The 26,559-nt window shown below is 68.0% G+C and carries 30 protein-coding genes and 1 tRNA gene; 15 read left to right on the top strand and 16 right to left on the bottom strand.

Features of this window, described 5'->3' with window-relative positions; all coding sequences use genetic code 11:
• On the top strand, positions 1-320 hold a 320-nt coding region (locus TX88_RS35365; RefSeq protein WP_044521004.1), incomplete at its 5' end, for an alpha/beta fold hydrolase.
• Here TX88_RS35365 and marP read toward each other — a convergent pair.
• From marP to nth, 4 genes are read right to left on the bottom strand one after another with little or no spacing between them, the layout of a single operon-like run.
• A complete protein-coding gene (gene marP / locus TX88_RS26225; protein WP_044521005.1) occupies positions 321-1,511 on the bottom strand; it encodes an acid resistance serine protease MarP in 1,191 nt (396 codons plus the stop codon). It lies immediately after the preceding gene.
• An 11-nt stretch (positions 1,512-1,522) separates the two neighbouring features.
• A complete protein-coding gene (locus TX88_RS26230; RefSeq protein ID WP_044521012.1) occupies positions 1,523-2,299 on the bottom strand; it encodes an NUDIX hydrolase in 777 nt (258 codons plus the stop codon).
• An 11-nt stretch (positions 2,300-2,310) separates the two neighbouring features.
• On the bottom strand, positions 2,311-2,958 hold the full coding sequence (locus tag TX88_RS26235) for a TlpA family protein disulfide reductase (RefSeq protein ID WP_044521019.1): 648 nt from the start codon (positions 2,956-2,958) through the stop codon (positions 2,311-2,313).
• A gap of 7 nt (positions 2,959-2,965) precedes the next feature.
• Complete coding sequence (gene nth, locus TX88_RS26240) at positions 2,966-3,739, bottom strand: endonuclease III (RefSeq protein ID WP_084622180.1); 774 nt, start codon at positions 3,737-3,739, stop codon at positions 2,966-2,968.
• A gap of 135 nt (positions 3,740-3,874) precedes the next feature.
• Here nth and TX88_RS26245 point away from each other — a divergent pair, with 135 nt between their 5' ends.
• Positions 3,875-4,066 carry a hypothetical protein gene (locus TX88_RS26245; protein WP_210741967.1) on the top strand — a complete coding sequence of 64 codons (192 nt, stop codon included), beginning with the start codon at positions 3,875-3,877 and terminating at the stop codon, positions 4,064-4,066.
• Positions 4,067-4,153: 87 nt separating this feature from the next.
• Complete coding sequence (gene crp, locus TX88_RS26250; RefSeq protein ID WP_003883807.1) at positions 4,154-4,828, top strand: cAMP-activated global transcriptional regulator CRP; 675 nt, start codon at positions 4,154-4,156, stop codon at positions 4,826-4,828.
• Between the two features lie 8 nt (positions 4,829-4,836).
• On the opposite strand, the gene TX88_RS26255 is transcribed toward crp, so the two are convergent.
• The 3 genes from TX88_RS26255 to TX88_RS34015 are packed head-to-tail and all read right to left on the bottom strand — an operon-like array spanning position 4,837 to position 6,232.
• Positions 4,837-5,622, bottom strand: coding sequence for an MBL fold metallo-hydrolase (locus TX88_RS26255; protein WP_044521036.1), 786 nt, complete (start codon positions 5,620-5,622; stop codon positions 4,837-4,839).
• On the bottom strand, positions 5,619-6,074 hold the full coding sequence (locus TX88_RS26260) for a RidA family protein (RefSeq protein WP_044521040.1): 456 nt from the start codon (positions 6,072-6,074) through the stop codon (positions 5,619-5,621). The genes TX88_RS26255 and TX88_RS26260 overlap by 4 nt, the downstream gene beginning before the upstream one ends.
• Positions 6,071-6,232 carry a Sp36 family protein gene (locus TX88_RS34015; protein ID WP_075908995.1) on the bottom strand — a complete coding sequence of 54 codons (162 nt, stop codon included), beginning with the start codon at positions 6,230-6,232 and terminating at the stop codon, positions 6,071-6,073. Before TX88_RS34015 ends, TX88_RS26260 begins: the two co-directional genes overlap by 4 nt.
• Before the next feature lie 44 nt (positions 6,233-6,276).
• Between TX88_RS34015 and TX88_RS26265 the strand changes: the two genes are divergently transcribed.
• Together TX88_RS26265 and TX88_RS26270 are read left to right on the top strand one after the other, a co-directional pair.
• Positions 6,277-7,308, top strand: coding sequence for an ATPase BagA (locus TX88_RS26265; RefSeq protein WP_209447110.1), 1,032 nt, complete (start codon positions 6,277-6,279; stop codon positions 7,306-7,308).
• Positions 7,308-8,441 carry an ATPase BagB gene (locus TX88_RS26270; protein WP_044521044.1) on the top strand — a complete coding sequence of 378 codons (1,134 nt, stop codon included), beginning with the start codon at positions 7,308-7,310 and terminating at the stop codon, positions 8,439-8,441. The genes TX88_RS26265 and TX88_RS26270 overlap by 1 nt, the downstream gene beginning before the upstream one ends.
• Here TX88_RS26270 and TX88_RS26275 read toward each other — a convergent pair.
• The 5 genes from TX88_RS26275 to TX88_RS26295 all read right to left on the bottom strand — a co-directional run bounded on the left by TX88_RS26275 (position 8,408) and on the right by TX88_RS26295 (position 14,231).
• A complete protein-coding gene (locus TX88_RS26275) occupies positions 8,408-9,268 on the bottom strand; it encodes a serine hydrolase (protein WP_044521047.1) in 861 nt (286 codons plus the stop codon). The two genes, TX88_RS26270 and TX88_RS26275, sit on opposite strands and share 34 nt — an antisense overlap.
• Complete coding sequence (locus TX88_RS26280) at positions 9,265-10,677, bottom strand: amino acid permease (protein WP_044521050.1); 1,413 nt, start codon at positions 10,675-10,677, stop codon at positions 9,265-9,267. Before TX88_RS26280 ends, TX88_RS26275 begins: the two co-directional genes overlap by 4 nt.
• Before the next feature lie 26 nt (positions 10,678-10,703).
• Positions 10,704-12,071 carry a type III PLP-dependent enzyme domain-containing protein gene (locus TX88_RS26285; protein ID WP_044521055.1) on the bottom strand — a complete coding sequence of 456 codons (1,368 nt, stop codon included), beginning with the start codon at positions 12,069-12,071 and terminating at the stop codon, positions 10,704-10,706.
• A gap of 123 nt (positions 12,072-12,194) precedes the next feature.
• Positions 12,195-13,808, bottom strand: coding sequence for a PucR family transcriptional regulator (locus tag TX88_RS26290; RefSeq protein ID WP_044521057.1), 1,614 nt, complete (start codon positions 13,806-13,808; stop codon positions 12,195-12,197).
• A 93-nt stretch (positions 13,809-13,901) separates the two neighbouring features.
• Positions 13,902-14,231: a WhiB family transcriptional regulator gene (locus tag TX88_RS26295; RefSeq protein ID WP_044521063.1), complete on the bottom strand. Its 330-nt coding sequence runs from the start codon at positions 14,229-14,231 to the stop codon at positions 13,902-13,904.
• A gap of 326 nt (positions 14,232-14,557) precedes the next feature.
• Between TX88_RS26295 and ponA2 the strand changes: the two genes are divergently transcribed.
• From ponA2 to TX88_RS26315, 4 genes are all read left to right on the top strand, one after another.
• Positions 14,558-17,008, top strand: a complete 2,451-nt coding sequence (gene ponA2, locus TX88_RS26300) for a transglycosylase/D,D-transpeptidase PonA2 (protein ID WP_044521068.1) — start codon at positions 14,558-14,560, stop codon at positions 17,006-17,008.
• A 27-nt stretch (positions 17,009-17,035) separates the two neighbouring features.
• Positions 17,036-17,980, top strand: a complete 945-nt coding sequence (locus TX88_RS26305; protein ID WP_044521072.1) for a metallophosphoesterase — start codon at positions 17,036-17,038, stop codon at positions 17,978-17,980.
• Positions 17,977-19,083 (top strand): L-cysteine desulfhydrase Cds1, encoded by a 1,107-nt coding sequence (gene cds1 / locus TX88_RS26310; RefSeq protein ID WP_044521077.1) that lies wholly within the window; start codon positions 17,977-17,979, stop codon positions 19,081-19,083. The genes TX88_RS26305 and cds1 overlap by 4 nt, the downstream gene beginning before the upstream one ends.
• 335 nt (positions 19,084-19,418) lie before the next feature.
• Positions 19,419-19,492, top strand: a tRNA-Pro gene (locus TX88_RS26315).
• 68 nt (positions 19,493-19,560) lie between these two features.
• Here TX88_RS26315 and TX88_RS26320 read toward each other — a convergent pair.
• On the bottom strand, positions 19,561-20,688 hold the full coding sequence (locus TX88_RS26320; RefSeq protein WP_044521085.1) for a serine/threonine-protein kinase: 1,128 nt from the start codon (positions 20,686-20,688) through the stop codon (positions 19,561-19,563).
• A 68-nt stretch (positions 20,689-20,756) separates the two neighbouring features.
• On the opposite strand from TX88_RS26320, the gene TX88_RS26325 reads away from it, so the two are divergent.
• The 3 genes from TX88_RS26325 to TX88_RS26335 are packed head-to-tail and all read left to right on the top strand — an operon-like array spanning position 20,757 to position 22,784.
• Positions 20,757-21,254 carry an SRPBCC family protein gene (locus TX88_RS26325; protein WP_044521089.1) on the top strand — a complete coding sequence of 166 codons (498 nt, stop codon included), beginning with the start codon at positions 20,757-20,759 and terminating at the stop codon, positions 21,252-21,254.
• A gap of 36 nt (positions 21,255-21,290) precedes the next feature.
• On the top strand, positions 21,291-22,079 hold the full coding sequence (locus TX88_RS26330; protein WP_044521096.1) for an acyl-CoA thioesterase: 789 nt from the start codon (positions 21,291-21,293) through the stop codon (positions 22,077-22,079).
• A 42-nt stretch (positions 22,080-22,121) separates the two neighbouring features.
• Entirely contained in the window at positions 22,122-22,784 is a 663-nt protein-coding gene (locus TX88_RS26335) for a hypothetical protein (protein WP_044521099.1), read from the top strand.
• Positions 22,785-22,787: 3 nt separating this feature from the next.
• Here TX88_RS26335 and TX88_RS34620 read toward each other — a convergent pair whose 3' ends face one another.
• From TX88_RS34620 to TX88_RS26345, 3 genes are read right to left on the bottom strand one after another with little or no spacing between them, the layout of a single operon-like run.
• Complete coding sequence (locus TX88_RS34620; RefSeq protein WP_167333307.1) at positions 22,788-22,940, bottom strand: hypothetical protein; 153 nt, start codon at positions 22,938-22,940, stop codon at positions 22,788-22,790.
• Between the two features lie 47 nt (positions 22,941-22,987).
• Positions 22,988-23,452, bottom strand: a complete 465-nt coding sequence (locus TX88_RS26340; protein WP_044521104.1) for a GatB/YqeY domain-containing protein — start codon at positions 23,450-23,452, stop codon at positions 22,988-22,990.
• 20 nt (positions 23,453-23,472) lie between these two features.
• A complete protein-coding gene (locus TX88_RS26345) occupies positions 23,473-24,147 on the bottom strand; it encodes an SIMPL domain-containing protein (protein ID WP_044521107.1) in 675 nt (224 codons plus the stop codon).
• Positions 24,148-24,186: 39 nt separating this feature from the next.
• On the opposite strand from TX88_RS26345, the gene TX88_RS26350 reads away from it, so the two are divergent.
• From TX88_RS26350 to TX88_RS26360, 3 genes are all read left to right on the top strand, one after another.
• A complete protein-coding gene (locus TX88_RS26350; protein WP_084622129.1) occupies positions 24,187-25,167 on the top strand; it encodes a DUF7847 domain-containing protein in 981 nt (326 codons plus the stop codon).
• Complete coding sequence (locus tag TX88_RS26355) at positions 25,164-25,751, top strand: DUF4129 domain-containing protein (RefSeq protein WP_044521111.1); 588 nt, start codon at positions 25,164-25,166, stop codon at positions 25,749-25,751. Before TX88_RS26350 ends, TX88_RS26355 begins: the two co-directional genes overlap by 4 nt.
• Positions 25,748-26,559 (top strand): DUF4350 domain-containing protein (locus tag TX88_RS26360; protein ID WP_044522036.1); only part of this gene is annotated, 812 nt, incomplete at its 3' end. The genes TX88_RS26355 and TX88_RS26360, both read left to right, overlap by 4 nt.

Here is a 26,559-nt window from a genome sequence, read left to right on the forward strand (position 1 = left end):
ATCTGCGCCAGGCCATCCAGATTCCGGGAGCCGCACATTGCGCGCTGGAATACCAGCGGTGGGCGGTGCGCAGCCAACTGCGCAGCGAGGGCCTGCGGTTCATGCGCTCGATGAAACGGCCGATCAGCGTGCCCGTGCTGCACATGCGCGGCGACGCCGACCCGTACGTCCTCACCGACCCGGTGCACCGGACCCAGCGCTATGCACCGCACGGCCGATACGTATCGATCACGGGTGCAGGGCATTTCGGCCACGAGGAACAGCCCGAGGCGGTCAACGAGCAGCTGAGCCGTTTCCTGGCCCAGCTGCCCGCCAGGTGATCAGGAGTTGATACACGTCCCGGTCGCCACCCGCTGGGTGTTGCCGACCTTGGCCAGCTGACGCTCGACTTCCTTGGCGGTCAGCACGAACCCGGTGTCGGCGTCGTCGACGGCCGCGCCGAACACCACACCGAGCACCTTGCCCGCCCGGTTGATCATCGGCCCACCTGAATTGCCTTGCCGCACCGTGCCCCTGACCGTGTAGACCTCGCGGGTGACGGTGGTGCTCCGGTAGATGTCAGGTCCGTTGAGCTCGATGATCTCGCGCACGCGGGCCGGCGTGGCCAGGAAGTCGCCGCCACCCGGGTAACCCATCACCACGGCGTCGGTGCCCTTGGGGGCCGGTTGTTCGGCGAACTGCAGCGGGGCGATCGGCAGATCCGGCACGTCGAGGATCGAGATGTCGGCGTTGGGGTCGTACGACACCACGCCCGCGTCGTAGGTCTTGCCGTCGGCCTCGATGGTCACGCTGTCGGCGCCGGCCACCACGTGGGCGTTGGACATCACCCGGTTGGGCGCGACCACGAATCCGCTGCCCTCCAGCACCTTCTGGCAGCTCGGCGCGATGCCGCGGATCTTGACCACGCTGGGCCGGCTCGTCGTCACGATGGGATCGGTGGCCAGCGCGGCGTCGGGGGCGTCGACGTTGACGATCGGGGTCCGGCCGAACGGTTCGAGCACATCGGGCAGCCCGGAGGTGTCCAGCAGTGCCGACAACCGGTTCGGCACCGAGCGCATCCAGTCCGGCGCCACCTTGTCGACCTCGGTCAACACCCGCGAATTCTTCACTGCCGCAGCCAGATTGGGCTGATCCGAGGAGGTCAGCAGGCTACCCAGCAGCCACGACGCCACTAGGACCGCGACCAGCATCAGGCTCACCCCGACCACCGAGTCCAACGCGCGGAACAGCGGGTTGCGGATCGTGCCGCGCACGGCACGGCCCAGCACCACACCGGCGATCTCACCGATCACCACGAGCGCCAGGATCAGGAACAGCGTCGCGAACAGCTTGGTGCGGTCACCGCTGACGTGCGGGATCACGTGCGGCGCCAGCAGCACGCCGGCCACCGCGCCGAGCACCACACCGATGAACGACAGCAGGGAGCCGAGCGCGCCGGAGCGCCAGCCGGAGATGGCTGCGACGAAGCCGATGCCGAGGATTGCGAAATCGAGCCAAACCGAGGGTGTCATCTATATCCACTTCAACATGGGGCTTCACCGTAACCGTTGTCATGCCCGACGAGGGCCATTGCGTCATCGAGTCCGCGGACGTCCTCGGTGTTCCAGGGCTTGGCCCAGCCCGCGACGTCGAGGATCGCCGAGATCACCTGGCCGGTGAACCCCCACACCAGCATCTCGTTGAGCAGGAAGGCCGGTCCGGCGAACCGGCTGGCGTTCGCCTCGCGGTACACCATGAGCCGGTTCTCCGGGTTGATGAAGGCCCGCACCGGAACCCGCGCCACGACGGCGGTCTCGGATTGGTCGACGACGGCCACCGGGCCAGGGTCGGGCGAATACGCCAGCACCGGGACCACATGGAACCCCGATGGCGGGATGAACATCTTCTCCAGGGTGGCCAGCGGGTACAGCCGGCTGGTGTCGATGCCGGTCTCCTCCCACGCCTCGCGGAAGGCCGTGCCGACGGGACCCTGGTCGCCGGGATCGGTGGCGCCGCCGGGGAACGCGGCCTGGCCGGCGTGGTGGCGCAGTGTCGAGGCGCGGACTGTCACCAACAGATCGGCGTCCTCGGGAAGCAGCGGGGGCGCGCCCTCAGGCGGGCCCGAGAACAGCACCAGCACCGCGGCGTCGCGGCGTGCGCCGGCCTGCGCGGCCTGATTGTTGGCTTCGACGATCCCGGCCAGCACGTCCTTGGGCACCCGCCGGCGGTAGGCGTCCGGCACCTGGTCGAGGTTGTCCACCAGCGGTTTGAGCCAGGCCGGGGCGGCATCCGGGAACAGCCCGTCGCGCGTCGATCTCACCCCGGGTGCTCCTATCGGCTAGAGCGGATCTTCTCGTCGACCGCCGCCGCGATCTCGTCGGCGCTGACGAACGAACGGGGGAGGATCCCGGCCACGCTACCGTCCGCGCGCAATACCACCGTCGCAGGCATGACGTTGGGCACCTTGAGCGCGGCCGCGACCAGTCGCCGGCCGTCCTGCAGCGTCGGCAGGTGCACACCGAGTTCGGCCAGCCGCACCAACGCGGCCGCCTCGTTCTCGTCCTGGTGCACCGTCACCACCAGCACGTCGTCACCGACCCGGCGTTGGTATTCGGCCATCGCCGGGAGTTCGTCGGCGCACGGCCCGCACCAGTAGGCCCACAGGTTGAGCACCACGGTCCGGCCTGCGAGCGCGGATGCCACGTCGACGGGCTTCCCGTCGCCCGCGCAGTCCAGGGTTATGCCGCGCAACGCTTCCGGTCCGGGACCCCGGCCCAGCCCAGGACAGGGCGCCAGATCCGCGCGGGAGCGAGGTCCGGCCAGGGCCTCTGGGGTATCGGCGTCGCGGTGATCGCGGGACGTGGACTGCCCCGCCCCGGGCTGCGGCGCAGGCTCGTCGCGCAGTTCCATCCAGAATGCGGTGCCCAGTGCCACCAGGACCACGAGGACCACCACGGTCCAGCGGGCCGATCGACTCATCGTGCGTTCACAGCCCCGCCAACGCCAGCAGATGCTCGGTCTCGGGGCCTTTGACCAGCGCGGCAGCGGTCTCCGGGTCGGTGGGCCCGAGCCCGAACGACGGGCAGTCCTTGGCCAGCACGCACACCCCGCAGGCTGGTTTACGGGCGTGACAGACCCGGCGGCCGTGGAAGATCACCCGGTGGCTGAGCAAGGTCCATTCCTTGCGTTCGATGAGCTCACCGATCGCGAACTCGACCTTGACCGGGTCCTCCTCGGTCGTCCAGTGCCAGCGGCGCACCAGCCGCCCGAAGTGGGTGTCGACGGTGATCCCCGGGATGTCGAAGGCATTGCCCAGGATGACGTTGGCGGTCTTGCGCCCCACCCCGGGCAGGGTCACCAGGTCCTCGATGTTGTCGGGCACCTCGCCGTCGAACCGGGCCACCAGCTCCTGGCCCAGCCGGATCAGCGAGTTGGTCTTGTTCCGGTAGAAGCCGGTCGGCCGGATCAGCTCCTCCATCTCGGTGCGATCGGCCTGCGCGTAGTCCAGCGCCGTGCGGTATTTGAGGAACAACGCGGGCGTCGTCAGGTTCACCCGTTTGTCGGTGCTCTGCGCCGACAGAATGGTCGCCACCGCCAGCTCCAGCGGGTTGGTGAAGTCGAGCTCGCAGTAGACATGCGGAAATGCCCGGGCCAGTTCGCGATTCATCCGGCGGGCCCGACGAACCAGGCCCAGGTGGGTTTCGTTGTCCCACTTCTTGGACCGGCGCGTTTTCCCAGTTGGGGCGGCAGACGCAGTCACGTCAATCAGCGTACTGACCTCGTCGGACAATCCGTGGCGCGGACCGGTGATGATTCGTGACCCCACTGAGACCTACGCCGTGTTAACTACTGCCTTGTGTCGTGGTTGCTGGTAGCGCTCACCCCGGGGTTGCTCATGCTGGCGGCGTTCGGGCTCGAGCGGCTCGAATCGGGATTGGACCGAAAACCACGCCCGGCGGCGGCCGTCATTCCACGCGTCAAGCCGATGATCATCGACCTCGACAGTGAGCGTTTGCCGACGCGGTACTACGAGCCGCAGGCCATCAATACCGGGTTTCCTGCGTCTCGACCTGTCAATCGTGTGTAGCGTGGGCTAGTCGCGAAACCGCGTACCTCTAGACTGAGCAGGAAGTATCAGTAAGAGGACAACACACCCAATAGCTTAAGGGGCAACGTGGACGAGATCCTGGCCAGGGCCGGAATCTTCCAGGGCGTCGAACCGACCGCCGTTTCGGCGCTGACGAAGCAGTTGCAGCCCGTCGACTTCCCGCGCGGGCACACGGTCTTCGCCGAAGGCGAGCCCGGCGACCGCCTGTACATCATCATTTCCGGCAAGGTGAAGATCGGCCGCCGTTCGCCCGACGGTCGGGAGAACCTGCTGACCATCATGGGTCCGTCGGACATGTTCGGCGAGCTGTCGATCTTCGACCCGGGGCCCCGCACCTCGAGCGCCACCACCATCACCGAGGTGCGTGCGGTGTCGATGGACCGTGACGCGCTGCGCGCGTGGATCGCCGACCGTCCCGAGATCGCCGAGCAGCTGCTGCGCGTTCTCGCGCGTCGTCTGCGTCGCACCAACAACAACCTGGCCGACCTCATCTTCACCGACGTCCCCGGTCGCGTTGCCAAGCAGCTGCTGCAGCTGGCCCAGCGGTTCGGAACCCAGGAGGGCGGGGCGCTCCGCGTCACGCACGACCTCACGCAGGAAGAGATCGCCCAGCTCGTCGGCGCGTCCCGCGAGACCGTCAACAAGGCACTGGCCGATTTCGCCCACCGCGGCTGGATCCGGCTGGAGGGCAAGAGCGTGCTGATCAGCGACTCCGAAAGGTTGGCGCGGCGCGCGCGGTAGCGAGCCCGCTAAGCGCGCAGGTAGTCCAACTGGGCCTGCACCGATTTCTCGGCGGCATCCCACAGCTTCTGGTCGACGTCGGTGTAGACGTGCTCGACGACCTGTCGGGCCCCGGCGTCTTCTCCGAGTTCCCTCAGCGCTGCCCGTACCTGGTCCAACCGCTCCTCGCGGTGGGCCAGGTACATCGCGGTCACCGCGTGGAGATCGGGAAGGTCCGGTCCGTGCCCGGGAAGCACCGTGCGGGTACCCAGCCCCTGCAGCCGGTGCAGGGATTCCAGGTAGTCGCGCAGGCTGCCGTCCTCGGTGTCGATGACGGTGGTTCCGCGCCCCAGCACGGTGTCTGCGGTCAACACCGCGTCGTCGAGCACGAACGACAGTGAATCGACGGTGTGCCCAGGAGTGGCCATCACCTTGATCCGCAGGCCTGCGGCGTCGATCACCTCGCCGTCGGTCAGCGGGCCGCCCAGACCGCGCAGGAAGCCGCTGCCGACCGAGCGGACCACCGCCCCGGTGGCATCAACGAGCTTGTCGATCCCGCGGGTGTGGTCCTCGTGCTTGTGGCTGATCAAAACCAGCGCGACGGTGCCCAGCTCGGCGATACGCGCGATGTGCGCCGCGTCGTCGGGACCGGGGTCGACGACGACGATCTCGTCGCTGCCCGGGCCGCGCAGCACCCAGGTGTTGGTGCCCTCCAGCGTCATCAGGCCCGGGTTGTCGCAGAGCAGGACCGAGGCCGATTGGGTGACCGGCCGCAGCAGCCCGTAGGCCGGATGTTCGGTCACGCTGTCACTCACGCGGTTTCGACGATGATCTCGACTTCGACCGGCGCGTTGCGCGGCAGTTCCGACACGCCGACGGCGGAACGCGCGTGTGCGCCTGCCTCGCCGAAGATCTCACCGAACAATTCCGAGGCACCGTTGATGACGCCGGGCTGTCCGCTGAATCCGGGGGCGGAGGCGACGAACCCGACCACCTTGACGACCCTGACGACGGAGTCGATGCCCACCAGCGCGTGCACCGCGGCCAGCGCGTTGAGGCCGCAGATCCGGGCGAGCTCCTTGCCCTGCTCGGGGCTGATCTCGGCGCCCACCTTGCCGGTGGCCTGCAGTTCGCCGCCCTGGATCGGCAGCTGACCGGCGGTGTAGACCAGATTGCCGGTGCGCACCGCGGGGACGTAGGCGGCCAGCGGCGCGACCACGTCGGGCAGTTCGATACCGAGTTCGGCCAGCCGTGCCGTCACGGTCATTTCGGCCGCTTCAGGTAGGCGACATGCTGCTCACCCGTCGGACCCGGCAGCACGGAGACCAGCTCCCAGCCGTCCTGTCCCCACTGGTCAAGAATCTGTTTGGTGGCATGGGTCAACAACGGCACCGTGGCGTATTCCCACCGGGTTGGTTCGCTCATGGCCTGAGCCTATCGGTCGGACACACAGGCTTGGTTAGCATGCACTGGTGGCAACCACCGAGAGCGGCGCCAAACACGTCGGCTGGCCGTCGCGGCTGACCAAGGCCCGGCTGCATTTCGTAACGGGCAAGGGCGGCACCGGCAAGTCGACCGTCGCCGCGGCCCTGGCCCTGGCGCTGGCCGCCGGCGGCCGCAAGGTGCTGCTGGTCGAGGTCGAGGAGCGCCAGGGCATCGCGCAGCTGTTCGACGTGCCGCCGCTGCCGTACGAGGAAGTCAAGGTCGCCACGGCCGACGGCGGCGGTCAGGTCAACGCGCTCGCCATCGACATCGAGGCCGCGTTCCTCGAATACCTCGACATGTTCTACAACCTCGGCCTGGCCGGCCGCGCGATGCGCCGCATCGGGGCCATCGAGTTCGCGACCACCATCGCGCCCGGTCTGCGTGACGTGCTGCTCACCGGCAAGATCAAAGAGATCGTGACGCGGACCGCCAAGGACGCCAAGGGCAAGCGCGGTGTCTACGACGCCGTTGTCGTGGATTCTCCTCCCACCGGCCGTATTTCGCGGTTCCTGGACGTCACCAAGGCGGTCTCCGACCTGGCCAAGGGCGGGCCGGTGCACTCCCAGGCCGATGGCGTGGTCAAGCTGCTGCACTCCGAGCAGACCGCCATTCACCTGGTGACGCTGCTGGAGGCACTCCCGATCCAGGAGACGCTGGAGGCGATCGACGAGCTGACCGAGATGGGGCTGCCGATCGGGAGCGTCATCGTCAACCGCAACATCCCCGCGTACCTGCCCGCCGGGGATCTGGCCAAGGCCGCCGAGGGCGACATCGACGCCGACGCCGTCCGCGCCGGCCTGGACAAGGCCGGAATCACGTTGGCGGACGATGATTTCGCCGGCCTGCTCACCGAGTCGATCCAGCACGCCACGCGGATCGCGGCCCGCGCCGAGAGCGCCGAACAGCTCGACGCCATCGACGTACCCCGCCTCGAACTGCCCGCGCTGGCCGACGGCGTCGACCTGGGCAGCCTGTATGAACTCGCCGAAGCACTCGAACAGCAGGGGGTCCGATAGTGAGTGCCAACCCGCCCGCCCTCGACATGCACGCGATCCTGTCCGACACCGCCAACCGCGTCGTAGTCTGCTGCGGCGCAGGCGGAGTCGGCAAGACCACCACCGCTGCCGCGATGGCCCTACGGGCAGCTGAATACGGCCGCACCGTCGTGGTGCTCACCATCGACCCGGCCAAGCGGCTGGCCCAGGCGCTGGGTATCAAGGATCTGGGCAACACTCCGCAGCGGGTTCCGCTGGCACCGGAGGTGACCGGGGAGCTGCACGCGATGATGCTGGACATGCGCCGCACGTTCGACGAGATGGTGGTGCAGTACTCGGATCCCGGCCGCGCCGACTCCATTCTGGAGAACCAGTTCTACCAAACCGTCGCCACGTCTCTCGCCGGCACGCAGGAGTACATGGCGATGGAGAAACTCGGCCAGCTCCTGGCCGAGGACAAGTGGGATCTGGTGGTGGTGGACACCCCGCCGTCGCGCAACGCACTGGACTTCCTTGACGCGCCGAAGCGGTTGGGCAGCTTCATGGACAGCCGGTTGTGGCGCATGCTGCTGGCGCCGGGGCGGGGCATCGGCAAGCTCGTCACCGGCGCGGTCGGCCTGGCCATGAAGGCCCTGTCCACCGTGCTGGGTTCGCAAATGCTTTCCGACGCAGCTGGTTTCGTTCAGGCGCTGGACGCCACGTTCGATGGTTTCCGGCAGAAGGCCGACAAGACCTACGAACTACTCAAGCGGCGCGGCACCCAGTTCGTGGTGGTGTCGGCGGCCGAGCCCGATGCATTGCGTGAGGCGTCGTTCTTCGTCGACCGGCTCTCGAACGAGCACATGCCGCTGGCCGGGCTGATCCTGAACCGCACCCATCCCACGCTGTCCGACCTGCACGCCGAGAAGGCCGAGGAAGCCGCCGACGAGCTGGCGGCCGAGGATCCGGATTCGCTGGCCGCGGCGGTACTGCGCATCCACGCCGACCGAGCCCACACCGCCAAGCGCGAGGTGCGGCTGCTGTCCCGGTTCACCGGCGCCAATCCGCATGTGGCGATCGTCGGCGTGCCGTCGTTGCCGTTCGATGTGTCCGATCTCGAGGCGCTGCGCGCGATCGCCGATCAGATCACCGGAGAGGCGGCCGACGCCGCCTGACCGGCGTCCTCCAGATACCGGCGGATCTCGTTGCCCAGCAACCCCATCGCCTCCAGGCACGGATCGCGATGGTCCTCACCCCAGGCCCAGTTCGCCAGCACGGCGTAGCCCACCCGGCGTCCGCTGGCGGCGTGCCCGACGCATCCGATGTCGATGCGCGCATCGGAGATGGTCCCGGTCTTGTTCCAGAGTTCGAAGCCGGCGTCGGGCTCGGTGTGGGCCAGTGGGTCCAGGCCGAACGCCCGCGCCACCATGGACAGATCGGTGTTGACGCCGAGCCATCGCCGCACCCGCTCGGATGCCGCAGCGCCGTGGATTTCGCCCGTGTGCAGACGTCCGACGAAGTCGCACAGTTCCGCCGCGCTGCCCGTCGAGAGGGTGAGCGGATCATCCTGGGATCGGTTCAGCCGCACCCGATCCCGTAATCCGCTGGCGGTGAACCCGAGGTCGCGGGTGGCCCGCTGCACCTCGTCGAGCCCGAGCCGGCGAAGCAGCATGTTGGTCGCCATGTTGTCGCTCACGGCACCGATCAGCAGGCACAGGTCATCGATCCGGTGGTCCTGCTGCCGCAGCAGGTAGAGGATGCCGGAATCGGCCACCTGGTCCTCGGCGGTGGCGGCGACGACTTCACCCGGGTCCAGGGTCACGTCGTCGAACCGGCGCGCCACCTCGGCCAGCAGGAACACCTTCCCCACACTGGCCGTCTTGAGCACGCGGTCCGGAGTGTGCTCCCACAGGGTCTGGCCGGTGCTCAGGTCCGTGACGCGGGCCGACCAGGTCGCCGCGTCGGTCAGCCAGGACGAGGCCCGGGAGAAGAAGCCGCTCATGCCAGTTCGGCGACCTCGGCATCGACGGGCATGCGCCCGAACCGCTTGCGCAGGACGTAGGCCACCACGACCACGACGAGGCTGAGCACGCTGGCCAGCAGCTGGACGCGCTGATCGACGTCGAACAGCATGGCCAGCAGGACCAGGACGAAACAGGCGATCACCACGATGGTCAGATACGGGAAGAACCACATCTTCAGCGTCAGCTTGGACGGGTCTTCACGTTCGATGGCCCGGCGTACCCGCAGTTCGGAGATGCCGATCATGATGTACATGAAGATCGCGACCACGCCGCACGAGTTCACCAGGAACAGGAACAGTGAATCGGGGGCGATGTAGGCGAGCACCACGGAGATCCAGCCGATGACCGTGCTGGCCAGTACGGCCCGGGTCGGTACGCCGCGGGAGTTGGTGCGCACCAACCACTCCGGCGCGTCACCGTGCGACGCGAGGACCCGCAGCATGCGCGAGGAAGTGTAGATCGACGAGTTCAGCACCGAGAGCACCGCGGTGAGGATGACGAAGTTCATGATCGCGCCGGCCCCGGGGATCTCCAGTTTGTCCAGCGCGGCCACGTACGGGCTGGACAGCACGGATGCGTCGTTCCACGGCAGGATGCACACGACCAGGAAGATCGACCCGACGTAGAACAGGATGATCCGCCAGATGACTCCGGTGGTGGCCCTTGCCACCGACTTCGCGGGCTCGGCGCTCTCCGCGGCGGCGATGGTGACGATCTCGGCTCCACCGAAGGCGAAGATCACCACCACCACGGCGCCCAGGATCGCTCCGACGCCGTTGGGCGCGAACCCGCCGTGGGACACCAGATTGCTCAGTCCGCTGGTGTCGCCCGGCCACAGCCCCAGGACCCACAAAAGGCCCAGCACGATGAAGGACACGATGGCGGCGACCTTGATGCCGGAGAACCAGAACTCGAATTCGCCGAACCACCGCACCGAGATCAGGTTGGTCACGGTCATCACGGCCATCAACAGCATGGCCATGAGCCACAGCGGCAAACCGACCCAGACGGACAGGATCTTCGCTCCGGCAACGGCTTCCACCGCGATGATGATCACGTAGTAGTACCAGTACAACCACCCGAGGGTGAAGCCCGCCCACGGCCCGATCCCCATCCGGGCGTAGTCGGCGAACGCGCCGGTCCTCGGCTTCGCGACCACCATCTCGCCCAGCATGCGCAGGGTGCACAGCACCAGCGCGCCGGCCAGAACGTAGGACAGGATCGCGGCGGGGCCGGCGGTCTTGATGACCGCACCGCTACCGACGAACAGCCCGGCACCGATGGCACCGCCGATCGCGATCATCGTCATGTGTCGCGTTTTCAGCGACCTGGCCAGGCCGGAGCGGGGTTCGTCGGTGGAGGACGACTGGGATGTCGATTCGAGCATGTGGGCGGTCGCAATCAGTCGGAGGGTCAGGCGGACGGGAGCAGAGGCAGCGGCACAAGAGACGGTTCGCCGGCCTCGGTGACGATCTGTTCGATCGTCTGGGCCCGACGGGCAAGCGACCAGCGTCGGTCGCCCTCGGCGTCGGTCCCCACGGTGTACACCGCGGGTCGGGGCAGCGCGTTGTACGAGAAGTGGGTGGAGAAGTAGTAGCCACCGGTATCCGGAACAGCCACCAGGTCTCCCCCGCGAATGAACGGCAATTCGCGGCCGACGGCCAGCATGTCACCGGTGAAGCAGGCGGGCCCGGCCACATCCTGTACCCGCATGCCGTCGTCGCGGCGCCGCCCCTGCCGGTCGTAGATCTCGACCCGCAACGGCCACGCCTCGGGCGCGAAGATCGTGCGGGTGGCCACCTGCACACCGGCGTGGGTGATGGCGATCGGCCTGCCGCCGGTGACTTTCGTGTACTCGACCCGGGCGACGATGGTGCCGGCCTTGGCCGTCAGCGCGCGCCCGAACTCGGTCACCAAGGCGTACGTGCCGTCGAACAGCTGCGGCACCGCACCCTCCAGCGCGGCGCGGTGATCGGCGAAACTTGGTGTGATGTCGTCGGATTCGAAGTTGACCGGCAATCCTCCGCCGATGTCGATCCGCTGAATCTGCCGGAAGCCGACCCGTGCGGTGATCTCGGCGGCGAGCTCTGCCACCAGCCGAACGCCCTCGGCGGCGTGCGCGAGGCTCATCCCCTGCGATCCGCTGTGCACGTGCAGCTGGGTCAACCAGGGCCGGTCCGCGAAGGCGTCGACGATTTCGTCGCGATGGTCGGCCAGCCCGATCCCGAACTTGGAGGTGGTGGTGGCCGTGCTCATGGCGCCGATGGTGCCGGCGCCGGTCTGGGGATTCAGCCTCATCCCGATCACCGACCGATGTCCACCCACCCGGGCGATCGCCTGATCGACCCGCGCCAGCTCCTCGAAGTTGTCGATGTTGAACGACACCCCCAGCGCGAGCGCCCGCTCTATCTCCGTCTCGGTCTTGGCCGGAGAGTCGAACACGATGCGTTCTGCCGGGAAGCCCGCAGCCAGCGCCAGTTCGAGCTCACCGGGGCTGGCCACCTCGCATCCGAATCCCGCCTGGGCGAAACGCGCGAGCACCGGGCGCAGCGTGATCGCCTTGGCCGCGATGGTGTGCAGTGCCGGCATGCTCGACGGGTAGGCCTCGGTCAGCGACCGCATCAGTTCATCGAGGGTGTCCAGGTCGATGACTCCGCACATCGGGTACAGGTCGCCGATGAATCCCTGCCGAACCACACCGGCCACGATTTCGCCGCGCCGGTGCATGAGCGTGTCCGGATCCGGCAGTGGTGGCCCGGTACGCAGTGGTGCATCAATCACAGATAAACCCTATGAATACAGCCCCTGGTGAGGAGAGCCGTGCGGGCTGAGGAATTCCGCGCGGATCTTCGTCGGATTCGGAGGAAGCCCCCGAGACCCCGATGGCGGTATCTCCGAAATGCACTAACCGGATCCGCGATTCTTGTCGATGTCGACGGGCGGGCGGGCGGCGCGAACCTCACCGCCTCGTTCCCACACCAACAGCCCCAGGGACGCGCGGAGCCGGGCTGCCGCCGAGTGCAGGTCGATACCCGAGACCACCCGGATCCGGTCCAGCCGGTACCGCAGCGAGTTGGCGTGGATGCCCAGTTCGCGGGCCGCTCCGCTCAGATTGCCCGGGTGGTCGAGCACGGCCGCGACGGTGTCGATGAACGCGGTGCCGTGGTCGGTGTCGTGCCGGCGCAGGGCAGACAGCGGTTCGGTGATCGTGTCGGCCATCGGACCGAGCAGATCGGCCGCCCGGACCAGGGTCAGCGCGTCCTGCACGTCGGCAGCGGTGAGCACGGGCCGCTGGTCGTGCGGCTGGTGTGCGACGTTGAGTGCGGCTGCATCGAGGACCTGGCGGGCGACGATGGCGGAATCCCGCAAGGAGGCGATGGCGTCGACGACGGGACCGACCGCTACCGGGCCGGCGTGGGCAGCCGAGACCCGGGTCAAGTGCCTCGACAGGTTGTCAGCCAGATCCGCTTCGGCGGACTCGTCGTCCAGCACCGGGAGCACGACGAGCAGGTCGTCCCCGACCCGCGCCGTCCGGGCGCCCGCCCGCAGCGCCTGAACATGGAACATCAGGGAGCGCGACGCGGGCGTATCGGAGCCCAGCGCGACCACTGCATGTCTGCTGTCCGGTTGCAGCCCGAGCAACGCCGCCGGGACTCCGGGGTCCACCCCACGCGAGAGCAGGTCGACCAGAGCCGACTCCTGGAGCCGGCGTTCGTATTGGTCGCGGTGGACTTCTCGCAGCATCATCGCCGCGGCGGTCTGGCGCACCTGCAACAGCAGCTGCCGTAGTTCTTCGCGATCGGTGTCGTCGTCCAACGCCGCCCAGATCGTGCCGAGCGTCTCGGTGCCCGATTTCATCGCGACCACCATGCGGGCCGGGTCGTCATCCTCGGCGTTGCGCACGACCACGTCATCGGATCGCCAGACCGCGGGCAAGAACCCGGTGGACATCAGCCGCTCGACCCGCCATGCGGGTACCGCGCCACCCAGGATCGTCTGGTTCCGGATCGGGTCGACACCCGGCCCGACGACGGCGTACGCCAGGACTCGGGAATCCAGATCCTCGATCGTCACCGGAGCGCCGGTCTGGCTGCTGATCCAACGGGCCAGGGCCTGCAAGTTGTCCACCTGCGGAGCCGGGCTGACGATGCGGCCCGCACCGAGCAGCCGGACCAGGACCCGGAACAGCTCGCTCCAGCCGACCCATGGCGAACGCCGGAACAGTCTGGCGGAGTGGCTGGGCAACATCGACACGTCGGTCGTCGCATCGGGTGGAAGCACAACGGCCGCAGCGGTTCCCACCTCATCGAGCAACGACCCGAGCGCGAAGCGGTCCTCGATGCGAGTGCTGACGAACACGATGGTGCCGCTGTAGTCCGCCGGGGTGCCGGGCTCGTGCAAGGCGACGTCGCTCAGCAACGGATCGTCGCCGGTTTCCGCCGCAGGCAGCGGTATCAGCATGCCGGCGGCACCAGACACCATCGCCGACAACGGAAGAACGCTGACAGGCTCACTCACTGCTGCTGATTACCATGTGCCACAACCGAATACACTACCGTCGGCTGCACTTTGGCGCGCGCGGGCCGGGTGAGCCCGCGTAAGACACGGAGGTTAGACCGCGCTGCGGTGGTGCTTGCGCTGGGCGGCGAAGAACTCGGACCAGGAGATGACTTCGGGATGCTGCTTGAGCAGGGCACGACGCTGACGTTCGGTCATCCCGCCCCAGACTCCGAACTCCACGCGGTTGTCGAGTGCATCGGCACCGCATTCGAGAATCACCGGGCAGTGCCTGCAGATCACCGCGGCTTTGCGTTGTGCGGCACCGCGGACGAACAGCTCGTCCGGATCGGCCTGACGGCACCTCGCCTGCGAAACCCAGGCGATCCGGGCTTCGCCCTCGCCTCGGTGGACCAGGTTGGCGGCTGGGGTGGAAGCGTTCATCTTGTCTGCGACAGTTCGTGTACCTGACACCAGCGATCCCTTCGTTCCAGCCATCTCCCCAGATGGCAGGCTTCGAACCTTCCGGTGTAGAACGCCGTTGCGATCTACGCCACATTGCGCCAGCCTGTGTTACCTGGATCGCACTGTGTGTCCAAGCTAGGTGGTCAGAGGGTATTAACGCAACAGTTTGCGAACCACTTTTTTGGGACGGCCGTGCCGTCTGACCCGCTTTCCGGCACACCGCGGTATTTCTGCAGGCAAGCGCGATATGCCGGTGAGCCCCGCTCGCAGGAAGCCCGCCTCAGCGAGATAGCTACTCTGTACCCATGCCGGAGCCGCCGACACGACCGCCCGCGCAGCCACCCCAAGCGGTCACCATCATCAAACTCGCATGGTGCTGCCTGCTGGCCAGCGTTTTGGTGGCCACTTTCATGTTCCCTGTCGTGGGTGGATTCGGCCTGATGTCCAACCGCGCCTCCGACGTGGTGGCCAACGGCTCGGCCGCCCTGGTGGACGGCGAGGTTCCCCAGGTCTCGACCATGGTCGACGCCAAGGGCAACACCATCGCGTGGCTGTACTCGCAGCGCCGCTTCGAGGTGCCCAGCGATCAGATCGCCAACACCATGAAGCTCGCCCTGGTCTCGATCGAGGACAAGCGGTTCGCCGAGCACAACGGTGTGGACTGGCAGGGCACGCTCACCGGCCTGACCGGATACATGCGCGGCGACTCAGACACCCGCGGCGGTTCGACCATCGAGCAGCAGTACGTGAAGAACTACCAGCTGCTCGTCGTCGCCCAGACCGATGCCGAGCGCCGTGCCGCGATCGAGACCACACCGGCCCGCAAACTGCGTGAGATCCGGATGGCCCTGACGCTGGACAAGACCTTCACCAAGCCCGAGATCCTGACGCGCTACCTCAACCTGGTCTCGTTCGGCAACGGCGCGTTCGGCGTTCAGGACGCCGCGCAGACCTACTTCGGTGTCAACGCCTCCGAGCTGAACTGGCAGCAGGCCGCCCTGCTCGCCGGCATGGTGCAGTCCACCAGCGCGCTCAATCCCTACACCAATCCCGACGGCGCACTGGCCCGGCGGAACCTGGTGCTGGACACCATGATCGACAACATCCCTCAGGAAGCCGAGGCGCTGCGGGCCGCCAAGCAGCAGCCGCTGGGCATCCTGCCGCAGCCCAACGAGCTGCCCCGCGGCTGCATCGCCGCCGGAGACCGGGCGTTCTTCTGCGATTACGCGCTGGAGTATCTGGCCCGCGCCGGCCTGTCCAAGGAACAGGTCGCCAAGGGCGGTTATCTGATCAAGACCACGCTGGACCCGGATGTGCAGGGCTCGGTGAAGTCGGCGATCGACAGCATCGCCCGGCCGGATGCCCCCGGCGTCGCCAGTGTCATGAGCGTGGTCAAGCCGGGTAAGGAATCCCATCCGGTCCTGGCGATGGGCAGCAATCGCACCTACGGCCTGAACACCGATGCCGGCGAGACCATGCAGCCGCAGCCGTTCTCACTCGTCGGCGACGGCGCCGGGTCGATCTTCAAGATCTTCACCACGGCCGCGGCCATGGACATGGGGATGGGCATCAACACCCAGCTTCCGGTGCCCGGCTTCTTCCAGGCCAAGGGTCTGGGCAGCAGCGACACCCCGGGATGCCCGAAGGAAACCTGGTGCGTGAAGAACGCCGGCGGTTACCGAGGCTCGATGAGCGTCACCGATGCCCTGGCCACCTCGCCCAATACCGCCTTCGCCAAGCTCATCTCGCAGATCGGCGTGCAACGGTCGGTCGACATGGCGGTCAAGCTGGGGCTGCGGTCCTACGCGTTGCCCGGCACCGCGCGCGACTACGACCCAGAGAGCAACGAGAGCCTCGCCGACTTCGTCAAGCGCCAGAACATCGGCTCGTTCACGCTGGGCCCCATCGAGGTCAACGCGCTCGAGTTGTCGAACGTGGCGGCCACGCTGGCCTCGGGCGGGACCTGGTGCCCGCCCAACCCGATCGGCCAGGTGCTCGACCGGCACGGCAATGAGGTGTCGGTGACCACCGAGACGTGCGAGCAGGCGGTGCCCGAAGGTCTGGCCAACACCCTGGCCAACGCGATGAGCAAGGACGACCAGGCCGGCGGTACCGCCTCCGGGTCGGCCGGTTCGGTGGGCTGGGATCTGCCGATGTCGGGCAAGACCGGCACCACCGAGGCGCACCGTTCGTCGGGTTTCCTGGGCTTCACCAACCAGTACGCGGCGGCCAACTACATCTACGACGATTCCACCACCCCCGGCGAGTTGTGCTCGTTCCCGCTGCGCCAGTGCGGGAACGGCGACCTGTTCGGCGGCAACGAGCCGGCCCGCACCTGGTTCACCGCGCTCAAGCCGATCGCCAACAACTTCGGGCCGGTCGCGCTGCCGCCGACCGATCCGCGTTATGTCGACGGCGGCCCCGGCTCCGTGGTGCCCACCGTGAACGGGCTGGACGAGACGGCCGCGCGCCAGCGGCTCAAGGAGTCCGGATTCCAGGTGGCCGACGGCGCCGCCTCGGTCAACAGCAGCTCGCGGTACGGCACCGTGGTCGGCACTTCGCCCGCCGGGCAGACGATTCCGGGCTCGATCATCACCATCCAGATCAGCAACGGGATCCCGCCTGCCCCGCCGCCGCCCCCGGTGGCGTTCCCGTTCCCGGGTGGCCCGCCGCCGGAGATCGGCCAGACGGTGGTCGAGATCCCCGGGCTGCCTCCGATCACCGTGCCGGTGCTCGGGCCTCCACCACCCCCGTGACGGCCGGATCGCAGTAGGCTTGCCTGCATGTCAGTGAAGAAGGCAGCTGCCGTCACCGCCGGTTCGTTGGTTGCCGGGATCGGCTACGCGTCCCTCATCGAGCGCAATGCGTTCGTGCTGCGGGAAGCGACCATGCCGGTACTGGCCCCGGGCTCGTCGCCCCTGCGCGTGCTGCATCTCTCCGATCTCCACATGCGTCCCAACCAGCGCCGCAAGCAGGCCTGGCTGCGTGATCTGGCGCGCCTCGAGCCCGACCTGGTGGTCAACACCGGCGACAACCTGGCCCACCCGAAGGCCGTGCCCGCCGTCGTGCAGTCATTGAGTGACCTGCTTTCGGCTCCCGGCCTGTTCGTGTTCGGTAGCAACGACTACTTCGCGCCGCGGCTGAAGAACCCGCTGAACTACGTCACCAACCCGCAGCACCGGACGCACGGTGAGCCGCTGCCGTGGCAGGACCTGCGCGCGGCCTTCACCGAACGCGGCTGGCTCGACATGACCCACATCCGCCGCGACATCGAGGTGGCCGGGCTGCACATCTCGGTGGCCGGGGTCGACGATCCGCACCTCAAGCGCGACCGTTACGACACCATCGCCGGCCGGGCCAACGGAGCGGCCAACCTGACGCTTGGCCTCACCCACTCCCCCGAGCCCCGGGTGCTGGACCGCTTCGCGGCCGACGGCTATCAGCTGGTGCTGGCCGGGCATACCCACGGCGGGCAGCTGTGCCTGCCGTTCTACGGGGCCATCGTCACCAACTGCGAGCTGGACCGGTCCCGGGCCAAGGGCGCCTCGAAGTGGGGATCGCACATGCAGCTGCATGTGTCGGCGGGCATCGGCACGTCGCCGTTCGCGCCCGTGCGGTTCTGCTGCCGCCCGGAGGCCACTCTGCTGACGCTGGTCGCAGCGCCGACCGGAGGCGGGCACGTCGGGATCAGGGCCGGGCAATCCAGCCCGACCGTCTCGGCCCGGTGAGCGAACCTGGCTGTACCGCGTCACGCCCTCGGCCCCGCCGGTGGGTCGACAACGCGGTGCGGCTGATCGAGGCCGATTCCAAGCGCAGCGCCGACACTCATCTGCTGCGTTATCCGCTGCCCGCCGGGTGGCGCGAGGAAGTGGATGTCGCGCTGTATCTCAAGGACGAGTCCACCCACATCACCGGCAGCCTCAAGCACCGGCTGGCCCGTTCCCTGTTCCTGTACGGGTTGTGCAACGGCTGGATCGGTGAGGGCACCACGATCATCGAGGCATCCTCGGGGTCGACGGCGGTGTCCGAGGCCTACTTCGCGGCACTGCTCGGTCTGCCGTTCATCGCGGTGGTGCCCGCCTCGACCAGCGGCTCGAAGATCGCGCTGATCGAAGCCCAGGGTGGCCGTTGCCATTTCGTCGCCGAGTCGTCGCAGGTATATGCCGAGGCGCACAAGTTGGCCGACGAGACCGGCGGGCATTACCTGGACCAGTTCACCAACGCCGAGCGGGCCACGGACTGGCGCGGCAACAACAACATCGCCGAGTCGATCTATGAGCAGATGCGCCTGGAACCGCACCCGGTCCCGGAGTGGATCGTGGTGGGGGCGGGCACCGGCGGCACCAGCGCGACGATCGGCCGCTACATCCGCTACCGCAGGCATGCCACGCAGTTGTGTGTGGTCGACCCGGAGAATTCGGCGTTCTTCCCCGGCTACGCACAGGACCGCGACGACGTCGTCACGGGTGCGTCCTCACGTATCGAGGGCATCGGCAGGCCGCGGGTGGAGCCGTCGTTTCTGCCCGGGGTGGTCGATCGCATGATCGCCGTGCCCGACAGCGGGTCGGTGGCCGCGGCACACCACGCGAGCCGGGTGCTGGGACGCCGGGTCGGGCCGTCGACGGGAACCAATTTGTGGGGCGCGTTCCAGCTGCTGGCCGAGATGGTCGCGCACGGACGCAGTGGGTCGGTGGTGACCCTGCTGGCCGACAGCGGTGACCGCTACGCGGACACCTACTTCGATGCGGACTGGCTCAGCGCCCAGGGGCTGGACACCTCGGAGTCCTCAGAGGTGCTCTCGGAGTTCGAACGCTCGGGCAGCTGGTCCTGATCGGTCTCGGCCGTCAGGAACAGCCACAACGCTGCCAGGGCGAAGAACCCCAGGTAGATGAAGGCGCCCAGGACGGTCATGAGTACTCCAGTCGATTCCGGTGATGTCATTGTGTAGAACACCACCGACACGCCTATTGCTTCCCGTTCCCGGGAGTGACGTACGCCGCGGGGACCCTCCTCGTCACCCCACCGCCGTTTTCTACGCCAGGGCTGCGATCCCGGTGCGACACCGACCCAGCGGTAGAAAACGACGCGGACCGATGGCCCCGTCGGCGGCGAGGTGGCCGTTTGGCTTTCGAGGTACCCGGTGCGATAGGCTGTCGAAGCTTCACGCGGGGTGTGGCGCAGCTTGGTAGCGTGCTTCGTTCGGGACGAAGAGGTCGTGGGTTCGAATCCCGCCACCCCGACAGTGCAAGGAAGGCCCAGACCAGAGAAATCCGGTCTGGGCCTTGCTTTTTACCAGGTCACGGCCCCGTCACTCGTGCTGGTGGCCCTTCTTCCCGTGACCCTTGCCATTCCCATGGCCGTTTCCGTTGCCGATCCCGGGGCCCTGATCCCCTTCGTCCTCGGGCACCGTCGGCGTGAACGTCGGGACGCTCGTCACGGCCGGAACGGTCGGCTCGACAGAGGTGGTCACCGGCGTGACCGGCGCGCGTTGTGGCGGCGGGTCGGAGATCAACAGGACGGCCGCGAGGATGACGCCGGCCAGTAGACCGGCCGTCAGGAGGGCCATCTGGATGCGGGAACGCCGGACTGGCGGAGGAGGCGGCGGGGCGGGCAGCATCAGGGTCGCGGGCCGAGCCGGCGCCTTCTGCAGGGCGGCCCGCATCTCGGCGGCATTGGCGAAGCGGTAGGCCGGATCCCGCGACATCGCGCGTTCCAGCACGTGGATCAGAGCGGGATCGACATCCGGACGCAGCATCCCGATCGGCATCAGCGGCTGCTCGAGCACCGCGCGCATGGTGGCCACCGGATTGTCGCGTTCGAACGGAAGCTGCCTGGTCAATGCCTCGTAACCGAGGACGCCCAGGGCATACAGATCGTCCGACGGCGACGCCGGCCGGCCGGTAATCCGTTGCGGGCTCAGATAATTCGCGGTGCCGAACACCATCCCGACGCGGGTGTGGGTGGCCCCGTTGGTCTTGGCGATTCCGAAGTCGGCGAGCTTGGCGGTGCCGGACGCGGTGATCAGGACGTTGCCGGGCTTGATGTCGCGGTGCAGGATGCCCGCCCCGTGCGCGGCTGTCAGCGCACCGAGCAGGTCTGCCAGCACCCAGCGCACGCGGTCGGCCGACAGCGGACCGGCCTCGATCTCGTCCGCCAGGGTGGGCCCGGGCAGTCGTTCCATGACGATGTACGGCGTCCCATTGTCTTCACCGCTGTCGTGGACGGCGACGATGTTGGGGTGGTTCAGCGCGGCCGCAGCCCGCGCCTCGTTCTCGAAACGCCTGCGGGTCACCTCGTCGGCGGCCAGGGCCGGATAGAGAAGTTTGATCGCCACCGGACGCGACAGCCTGGTGTCCCAGCCGTCGTGCACCTCGGCCATGCCGCCGCGGCCGAGCACGCCGCGTAGCTCGTAGCGGCCGGCGAGCGCCGCCGTCATAGGTCCCCTCTCCGGTATGCGCTTGTATCCGAGTATCCCGCAGTGCCGCCGTGCGGCATGCTGGCACCATGCCCCGGTTCACGCTGGAATCCGCCGACGCCGATTTCTTCACCACGGCACCGCACATCTTCACCTATCAGAAGCGTTTCGCCGCACCGCCTGAAAAGGTGTGGGATTCGCTGGTATCCGACGAGTCCCTGGCCGCGTGGGGCCCGTCGATCACGGCGGTGAACTGGTTGACGCCAAGACCCTTCGGTGTCGGCACCTCCCGCGAGGTGACACTGGCGCCGGGCGTGGTGCGGGTACACGAGACGTTCTTCCGCTGGGAGGAAGGCCGCAGGTACTCGTTCACGGTCGATCACGCCAGCATTCCGACGCTGCGCCGGTTCGCAGAGGACTACCTCGTCGAACCCGTCGGCGACGGCCAGACACAGTTCACCTGGATCGTGGCGATCGAGCCGAAGCCGTTGTTCGCGATTCCGTTCAAAGGGCTCGCGCCGGTGGTCAAGGCGGCGTTCGGCCGGCTGGCCTCCGACGGTCAGCGCTATTTCGCCAAGCAGGTGTGAGCGCCGTCCCAACCAAGCAGTTGATAGCCTCGGCCGATGGCCGCGCTGAGCTGGATCGCCCAACTGTTGCAGTTCGATCGCCATGGCGATGACTTCTGCATCCGCGAGCCCCGACGAGGTGCGGTCGAGCGGCTGTTCGGCGGCCTGATCGCGGCGCAGTCGCTGGCCGCGGCCGGGGCCACGGTCGACGACGGCAAGCTCCCCCAGTCGCTGCACGCCTACTTCGTTCGTGGCGGGCGATACGACGCCGACGTCGAGTTCCACGTCGACCGCATCCGCGACGGACGCGCGTTCGCCACCCGCCACGTCACCGCCAGCCAGGGCGGGGCGGTGATCCTGGAGATGATCGCGTCGTTCCACCATCCCGAACCGGGGCTCGACTGGTCCCCGGAGGCACCGCCCGCACTGGAGTTCGCCGCGGCGGTCCCCAAGGCCGACGTGCTGGATTTCGGGGACAAGTTCGAACTGCGCACCACCCACGACGACGCGTCGGAGTTCGCCATCCCACCGTTCTGGGTCAGGGCCAGCACTCCGATCGAGGACGATCCGCTGATCCGTGCCTGCACGCTGGCGTTCATGTCCGATCTCGGTCCGGTGCCCTCGGCGCTGCCGCCTGACGTCAAGCTGCGGTCCGATCTCGGCTTCGCCGCCAGCCTGGATCATTCGATCTGGTTTCACCGCCCGTTCCACCCGGATCGCTGGCATCGCTACGAGATCCAGCCCGCGAACCACAACGACTCACGGGGTCTGGCGGTCGGTTCCCTCTACGACGCCGACGACACGCTGATCGCCAGCGTCACCCAGGAAGCCCTCTGGCGGATCTAGCCCGCGCGTTTGTGGTCTCCGCGAGGTGGGCAGTCGGTGACCATGAAGATCTCCGACGTCGCCTCCTGGCCAGTCGAGCTGGGCGCGGCTGCACGGCACCGGCGGCTGTTCCACCCGAGTGGGGTACTGGCGCGGGGCAGTCTCGAGCGCACCACGCCCAGCGGCAGAGGTCTGCCGCTCTACTCGTGTGACGTCGTCGGCCGGTTGTCCAAGGGGGTCGGGACACCGGATTCCCTGCCGGACATCGCGGGCCTGGCCTTTCGTCTGCCACCGCAGTTGTCCGGCACGCCGTGGGATGTGCTGCTGGCCTCTACCCTGGCCGGCAATCGATTTCTGTTGTGGCCGGCCAACTCCTGGGCGGGTATCACCTTCTCCAGCGTGATGCCGATGAGGTTCGAGGGGGCACTGTGGTGGCTCAGGGCTCGGCTCAACACCCAGTTCGACGGCTCCGGTCTGTCCCTCGGCAGCGTGAACGCTCAGCTGGAACGCGGTGGCATGGAATTCGCCATCGAACAGTCCTCGATCAGCGGCGAGTTCGAGCCCTTGGCACGGCTGCTGCTGCGCGAGAAGCTTCCCCACGGCCGCGACGTCTCATTCGACCCCGCTGTGCACACCGCCGCCGGGGTTCGGATGGCGCCGGATTGGTTGGCCGACGTCCGGCGGGTCACCTATCACCGCAGCAGGATGGGCCGCGCCGCCCACTAGCGCTCAGTCGGGCGGTTCGTGGCTGGTGCTCTCGGTGGTGTCGACATCCGGGGTGTCCTCGGGGACTTTCTTGGCGCACCCCTTGCCCGCCGCGTCACCGTCATCACCGCGCTGCTCGCGGTGCTCTTCGTCGTAGATCCCCTTACCTTTGGGCATACGCCTGAGGTACCCGTTGGCCCGGGCTTCAACCGGTTTCGCAGGCTTTAGAGCCGCGCCTTGACCGCGGCCGAAAGCCGCGCACCGTCGGCCTTGCCCGCGGCAATGGCCGTGGCGGCCTTCATCACCTGGCCCATCTGACGCATTCCGGGGCGCTCACCGATCTGCTCGGCGACCTGTGCGATGGCGGTGTCGGCGACGTCGGCCAGCTCGGCGTCGGTCAGCGGGGTGGGCAGGTACTCGTCGATGACGCGGGCCTCTGCGTGCTCGTTGGCCGCCAGTTCGCCCCGGCCGTTCTGGGTGTAGATCTCGGCGGCCTCGCCGCGCTTCTTCGATTCGCGGGCCAGTACCGCGATCACCTCGGCGTCGGACAGCTCCCGGGCATGCTTGCCCGAGACTTCCTCGCTCTGGATCGCGGCCAGCACCATGCGCAGGGTGGCGGTGCGCAACTTGTCCTGCGACTTCATCGCGCCGGTCAGATCGGCGCGCAGCTTGTCCTTGAGGTCGGCCATAGCGTCAACCTACGCTGCGATCAGTCCTGGCCCGCTACGAATTTCGCATCGACCGACATCGCGACCTCGATATCGGCAGGGGAAAAGTCCAGTTCCGGCGCACCGCCGCCCTTGGGCGCGGCCATCGCGCGCATTGCCAACGGGGACGACGACCCCTCCGGAGACCGGCCCAGCATGCCGGCATCGCCGATCGCCACCGGCCGGACCGGACCGAGGCCCAGTGCGTCGGAGAAGCGCTGGGCCCGGGCGACCGCGTCCTGCACGGCGGCGGTGTGCACCCGGGCGACGAGTTCGTCACGATGCTTGGCGGTCAGTGCCCATTCGATTCGCGACAGCGAAAAACCGCCGGTGTCGGTGACATGGCCGCCGACCCATCGCGCCATCGCGGTGAAATCGCTGAACTTGACCTCGATGCCGACGCTGGCATGGTGGACCAGTGGCAACTGCTTGCCCTCGTTGTTCCAGGGTCGCTCGGCCCAGGTGCGCACGTGGCCGGTGGACCACCAGGTGACCGGGCCGCCATCGGGGTTGTGCAGCGGTGCGATCGAGGCCTTCACCGCGTCCAGGTCGCGGACCACCCGTTCGTACACCGGCTCGATGGCCGGCCCCTCGTAGCCGATGGTGGCGTGCACGGTCGCACGTTCGGGCGGCTGAAAGGCAGAGAACGACCCACGCACGATGATCTCGGTCGACATGCCCACACGGTAGTTGCTGACGGCAACTACGGTGAATGCATGACGAGCGGCCGGCCATATCTCGGGAACGTCATCCCGCTTCGTCCATTGAGCCTGACCGAGATCTTCAACGGCGCGGTCGCCTACGTCCGCACCAACCCCAAAGCGACGCTGGGGCTGGCCACCATCGTGGTGCTCGCCTCGCAGATCATCACGCTCGCACTGCAAATCGGGCCGCTGTCCGCGCTCGGCGAATTCGACTCCACCCTGCAGGGCGAGGCGCCGTCGTCCGGGACCGTCGCGGTGTTCGCCGGTGGCGTGTTCACCGGCATCGTGGTCACGACGCTGGCCTCACTTCTGCTGAGCGGCATGCTCACCGTGGTGATCGGCCGCTCGGTGTTCGGTGGAAGCATCACGGTCGGTGAGGCATGGCAGCGGCTGCGCGGCCGGTTACCGGCGCTGATCGGGCTGACCGTGCTGCAGGCCCTGGCTTTGGCAGTCGTCATTGCCGGCGTGGCGGTGGCGATCGCCGGTGCGGGCAGCATCGGCGGCGGGCTGGCCGCGTTCGCGATAGGTGCGCCGTTGGTGGCACTCGCCCTCGTCGGCGTGCTCTACGTGTCGACGGTTCTGCTGTTCGCCCCCGCGGTGATCGTGTTGGAACACCTCGGAATCGTCGCGGCGGTCAACCGCTCGTTCACGTTGGTGAACAAGGACTTCTGGCGGGTGCTCGGCATCTGGGTGCTGTCCACGATCGTGGCCGCGGTGATCGGCTGGGGCGTGGGTGCGCCGTTCAACATCGCCGGGCAGATCATGACGATGATCGCCGACGGCCCCACGATGCCGGCGCTGATCCTCAGCGCCGTCGGCTCCGCGATCGGGCAGATCGTCACCGCACCGTTCAGCGCGGGCGTGGTCGTCCTGCTGTACGCCGATCGCCGGTTCCGGGCCGAGGCGTTCGATCTGATGCTGCAGACGGGCGCGGGTGCACCGGTCGAAACCGCCGACCAACTCTGGCTGCCTGCCCCGGTACATCTGAGGTGACGAGCATCGAAATCGACCGTGACGCCGCGCACGACGCCGCGCAGAACGAGCTGACCAAGCCGATCTACCCCCGGGCTTCACCGGCCGATCAGATCGGCGAGTGGCTGCGGGATCTGCTGTACCGGATCACCTCCGCCGGCTCGACGATCCCCGGCGGGTGGTTCACCATCTCGGTGCTGGTGATCCTCGTCGTCGTCGCCGTCGTGGTGGCCGTACGGATCGCGCGGCGCACGATGCGCACCGCCCGCGGGGCGGACCAAGCCCTGTTCGGCAGCCAGGAGCTCAGCGCCGCGCAACACCGGTCGATCGCTGAACAATATGCCGCACAGGGTGATTGGTCGGCAGCCATCCGGCACCGGGTCCGCGCCCTGGCACGCCGCCTCGAGGAAACCGGGGTGCTCGACGCCGTGCCCGGGCGTACCGCGACCGAACTCGCCCGCGACGCCGCGGCGGCGCTGCCCGCTCTGTCCACCGAACTGTTCAGCGCAGCAAACACATTCAACGACGTCACCTACGGTGAGCGGCCGGGTACCGAATCGGCCTACCGCGCGATCGCGGCGCTCGACGAGGTTGTCCCCGCATGAGAGAACGTCTACGCACGGCCCGCTGGGTGCTGCTGGCGTTCGCCGTCGTCGTCGCGGTGGCGATCGCGACCGTCTATCTGACCGCACCGCGGCCGGGCGGGGCGATGGATCCCGAGTCCACCGCGCCGGAGGGCACCCACGCATTGGTCAGCCTGTTGCGCGACCACGGTGTCGAGGTGATCACCGCCGCCAACGCCGACGAGGTGGCCCGCGCCGCCCAGCCCGGCACCTTATTGGTGGTGGCGCAGACGATGTTCCTGTCCAGCGAGAAAACCGTTGCCCGGCTCACCCATCTCCCCGGTGACCTGCTGCTCGTCGCACCGACCGGGCTCACCCGCGAGAAGCTGGCCCCGCAGATCCAGCTCGACAAGCCAACGGAGCTCGGCGGCGGAGAGCCGGATTGTGAACTGCCCGAGGCGAACCGGGCCGGCACGGCACAGTTGGGCACCACCGATACCTATGTGGCCGCCGGCAGTACGCCGGTGACGCTGTGCTACGACGGCGCACTGGCGCGCTACCACGACGGGCCACGCACCGTGACCGTGGTCGGCACGGGCGACTTCATGACGAACTCGCGCCTGCTCAAAGAGGGCAATGCGGCACTGGCGATGAATCTGGCCGGCGCCGCACCGCGGGTGATCTGGTACGCGCCACAGCATTTCGAAGCTACCTCGACGGCGAACGGCAAGCTGTCCGATCTGATGCCGCCGCAGGTCCGGTGGATGGTCCTGCAGCTGTGCCTGGTGGTCGCACTGCTGGCAGTGGCCCAGGCCCGGCGCCTGGGTCCGCTGGTCGCCGAATCCCTGCC

Source organism: Mycolicibacterium septicum DSM 44393 (assembly GCF_000455325.1).
GTDB classification, from domain to species: domain Bacteria; phylum Actinomycetota; class Actinomycetes; order Mycobacteriales; family Mycobacteriaceae; genus Mycobacterium; species Mycobacterium septicum.

Excerpts from the sequence above, each read along its gene's own strand:
- marP (WP_044521005.1), bottom strand. The coding sequence starts at position 1,511 with ATGACACCCTCGGTTTGGCTCGATTTCGCAATCCTCGGCATCGGCTTC.
- TX88_RS26235 (WP_044521019.1), bottom strand. The coding sequence starts at position 2,958 with ATGAGTCGATCGGCCCGCTGGACCGTGGTGGTCCTCGTGGTCCTGGTG.
- TX88_RS26245 (WP_210741967.1), top strand. The coding sequence starts at position 3,875 with ATGCTGGCGGCGTTCGGGCTCGAGCGGCTCGAATCGGGATTGGACCGA.
- TX88_RS26260 (WP_044521040.1), bottom strand. The coding sequence starts at position 6,074 with ATGACCGTGACGGCACGGCTGGCCGAACTCGGTATCGAACTGCCCGAC.
- TX88_RS34015 (WP_075908995.1), bottom strand. The coding sequence starts at position 6,232 with ATGAGCGAACCAACCCGGTGGGAATACGCCACGGTGCCGTTGTTGACC.
- TX88_RS26275 (WP_044521047.1), bottom strand. The coding sequence starts at position 9,268 with ATGAGCGGCTTCTTCTCCCGGGCCTCGTCCTGGCTGACCGACGCGGCG.
- TX88_RS26280 (WP_044521050.1), bottom strand. The coding sequence starts at position 10,677 with ATGCTCGAATCGACATCCCAGTCGTCCTCCACCGACGAACCCCGCTCC.
- TX88_RS26295 (WP_044521063.1), bottom strand. The coding sequence starts at position 14,231 with ATGAACGCTTCCACCCCAGCCGCCAACCTGGTCCACCGAGGCGAGGGC.
- ponA2 (WP_044521068.1), top strand. The coding sequence starts at position 14,558 with ATGCCGGAGCCGCCGACACGACCGCCCGCGCAGCCACCCCAAGCGGTC.
- TX88_RS26305 (WP_044521072.1), top strand. The coding sequence starts at position 17,036 with ATGTCAGTGAAGAAGGCAGCTGCCGTCACCGCCGGTTCGTTGGTTGCC.
- TX88_RS26320 (WP_044521085.1), bottom strand. The coding sequence starts at position 20,688 with ATGACGGCGGCGCTCGCCGGCCGCTACGAGCTACGCGGCGTGCTCGGC.
- TX88_RS26325 (WP_044521089.1), top strand. The coding sequence starts at position 20,757 with ATGCCCCGGTTCACGCTGGAATCCGCCGACGCCGATTTCTTCACCACG.
- TX88_RS26330 (WP_044521096.1), top strand. The coding sequence starts at position 21,291 with ATGGCCGCGCTGAGCTGGATCGCCCAACTGTTGCAGTTCGATCGCCAT.
- TX88_RS26335 (WP_044521099.1), top strand. The coding sequence starts at position 22,122 with ATGAAGATCTCCGACGTCGCCTCCTGGCCAGTCGAGCTGGGCGCGGCT.
- TX88_RS34620 (WP_167333307.1), bottom strand. The coding sequence starts at position 22,940 with ATGCCCAAAGGTAAGGGGATCTACGACGAAGAGCACCGCGAGCAGCGC.
- TX88_RS26340 (WP_044521104.1), bottom strand. The coding sequence starts at position 23,452 with ATGGCCGACCTCAAGGACAAGCTGCGCGCCGATCTGACCGGCGCGATG.
- TX88_RS26345 (WP_044521107.1), bottom strand. The coding sequence starts at position 24,147 with ATGTCGACCGAGATCATCGTGCGTGGGTCGTTCTCTGCCTTTCAGCCG.
- TX88_RS26350 (WP_084622129.1), top strand. The coding sequence starts at position 24,187 with ATGACGAGCGGCCGGCCATATCTCGGGAACGTCATCCCGCTTCGTCCA.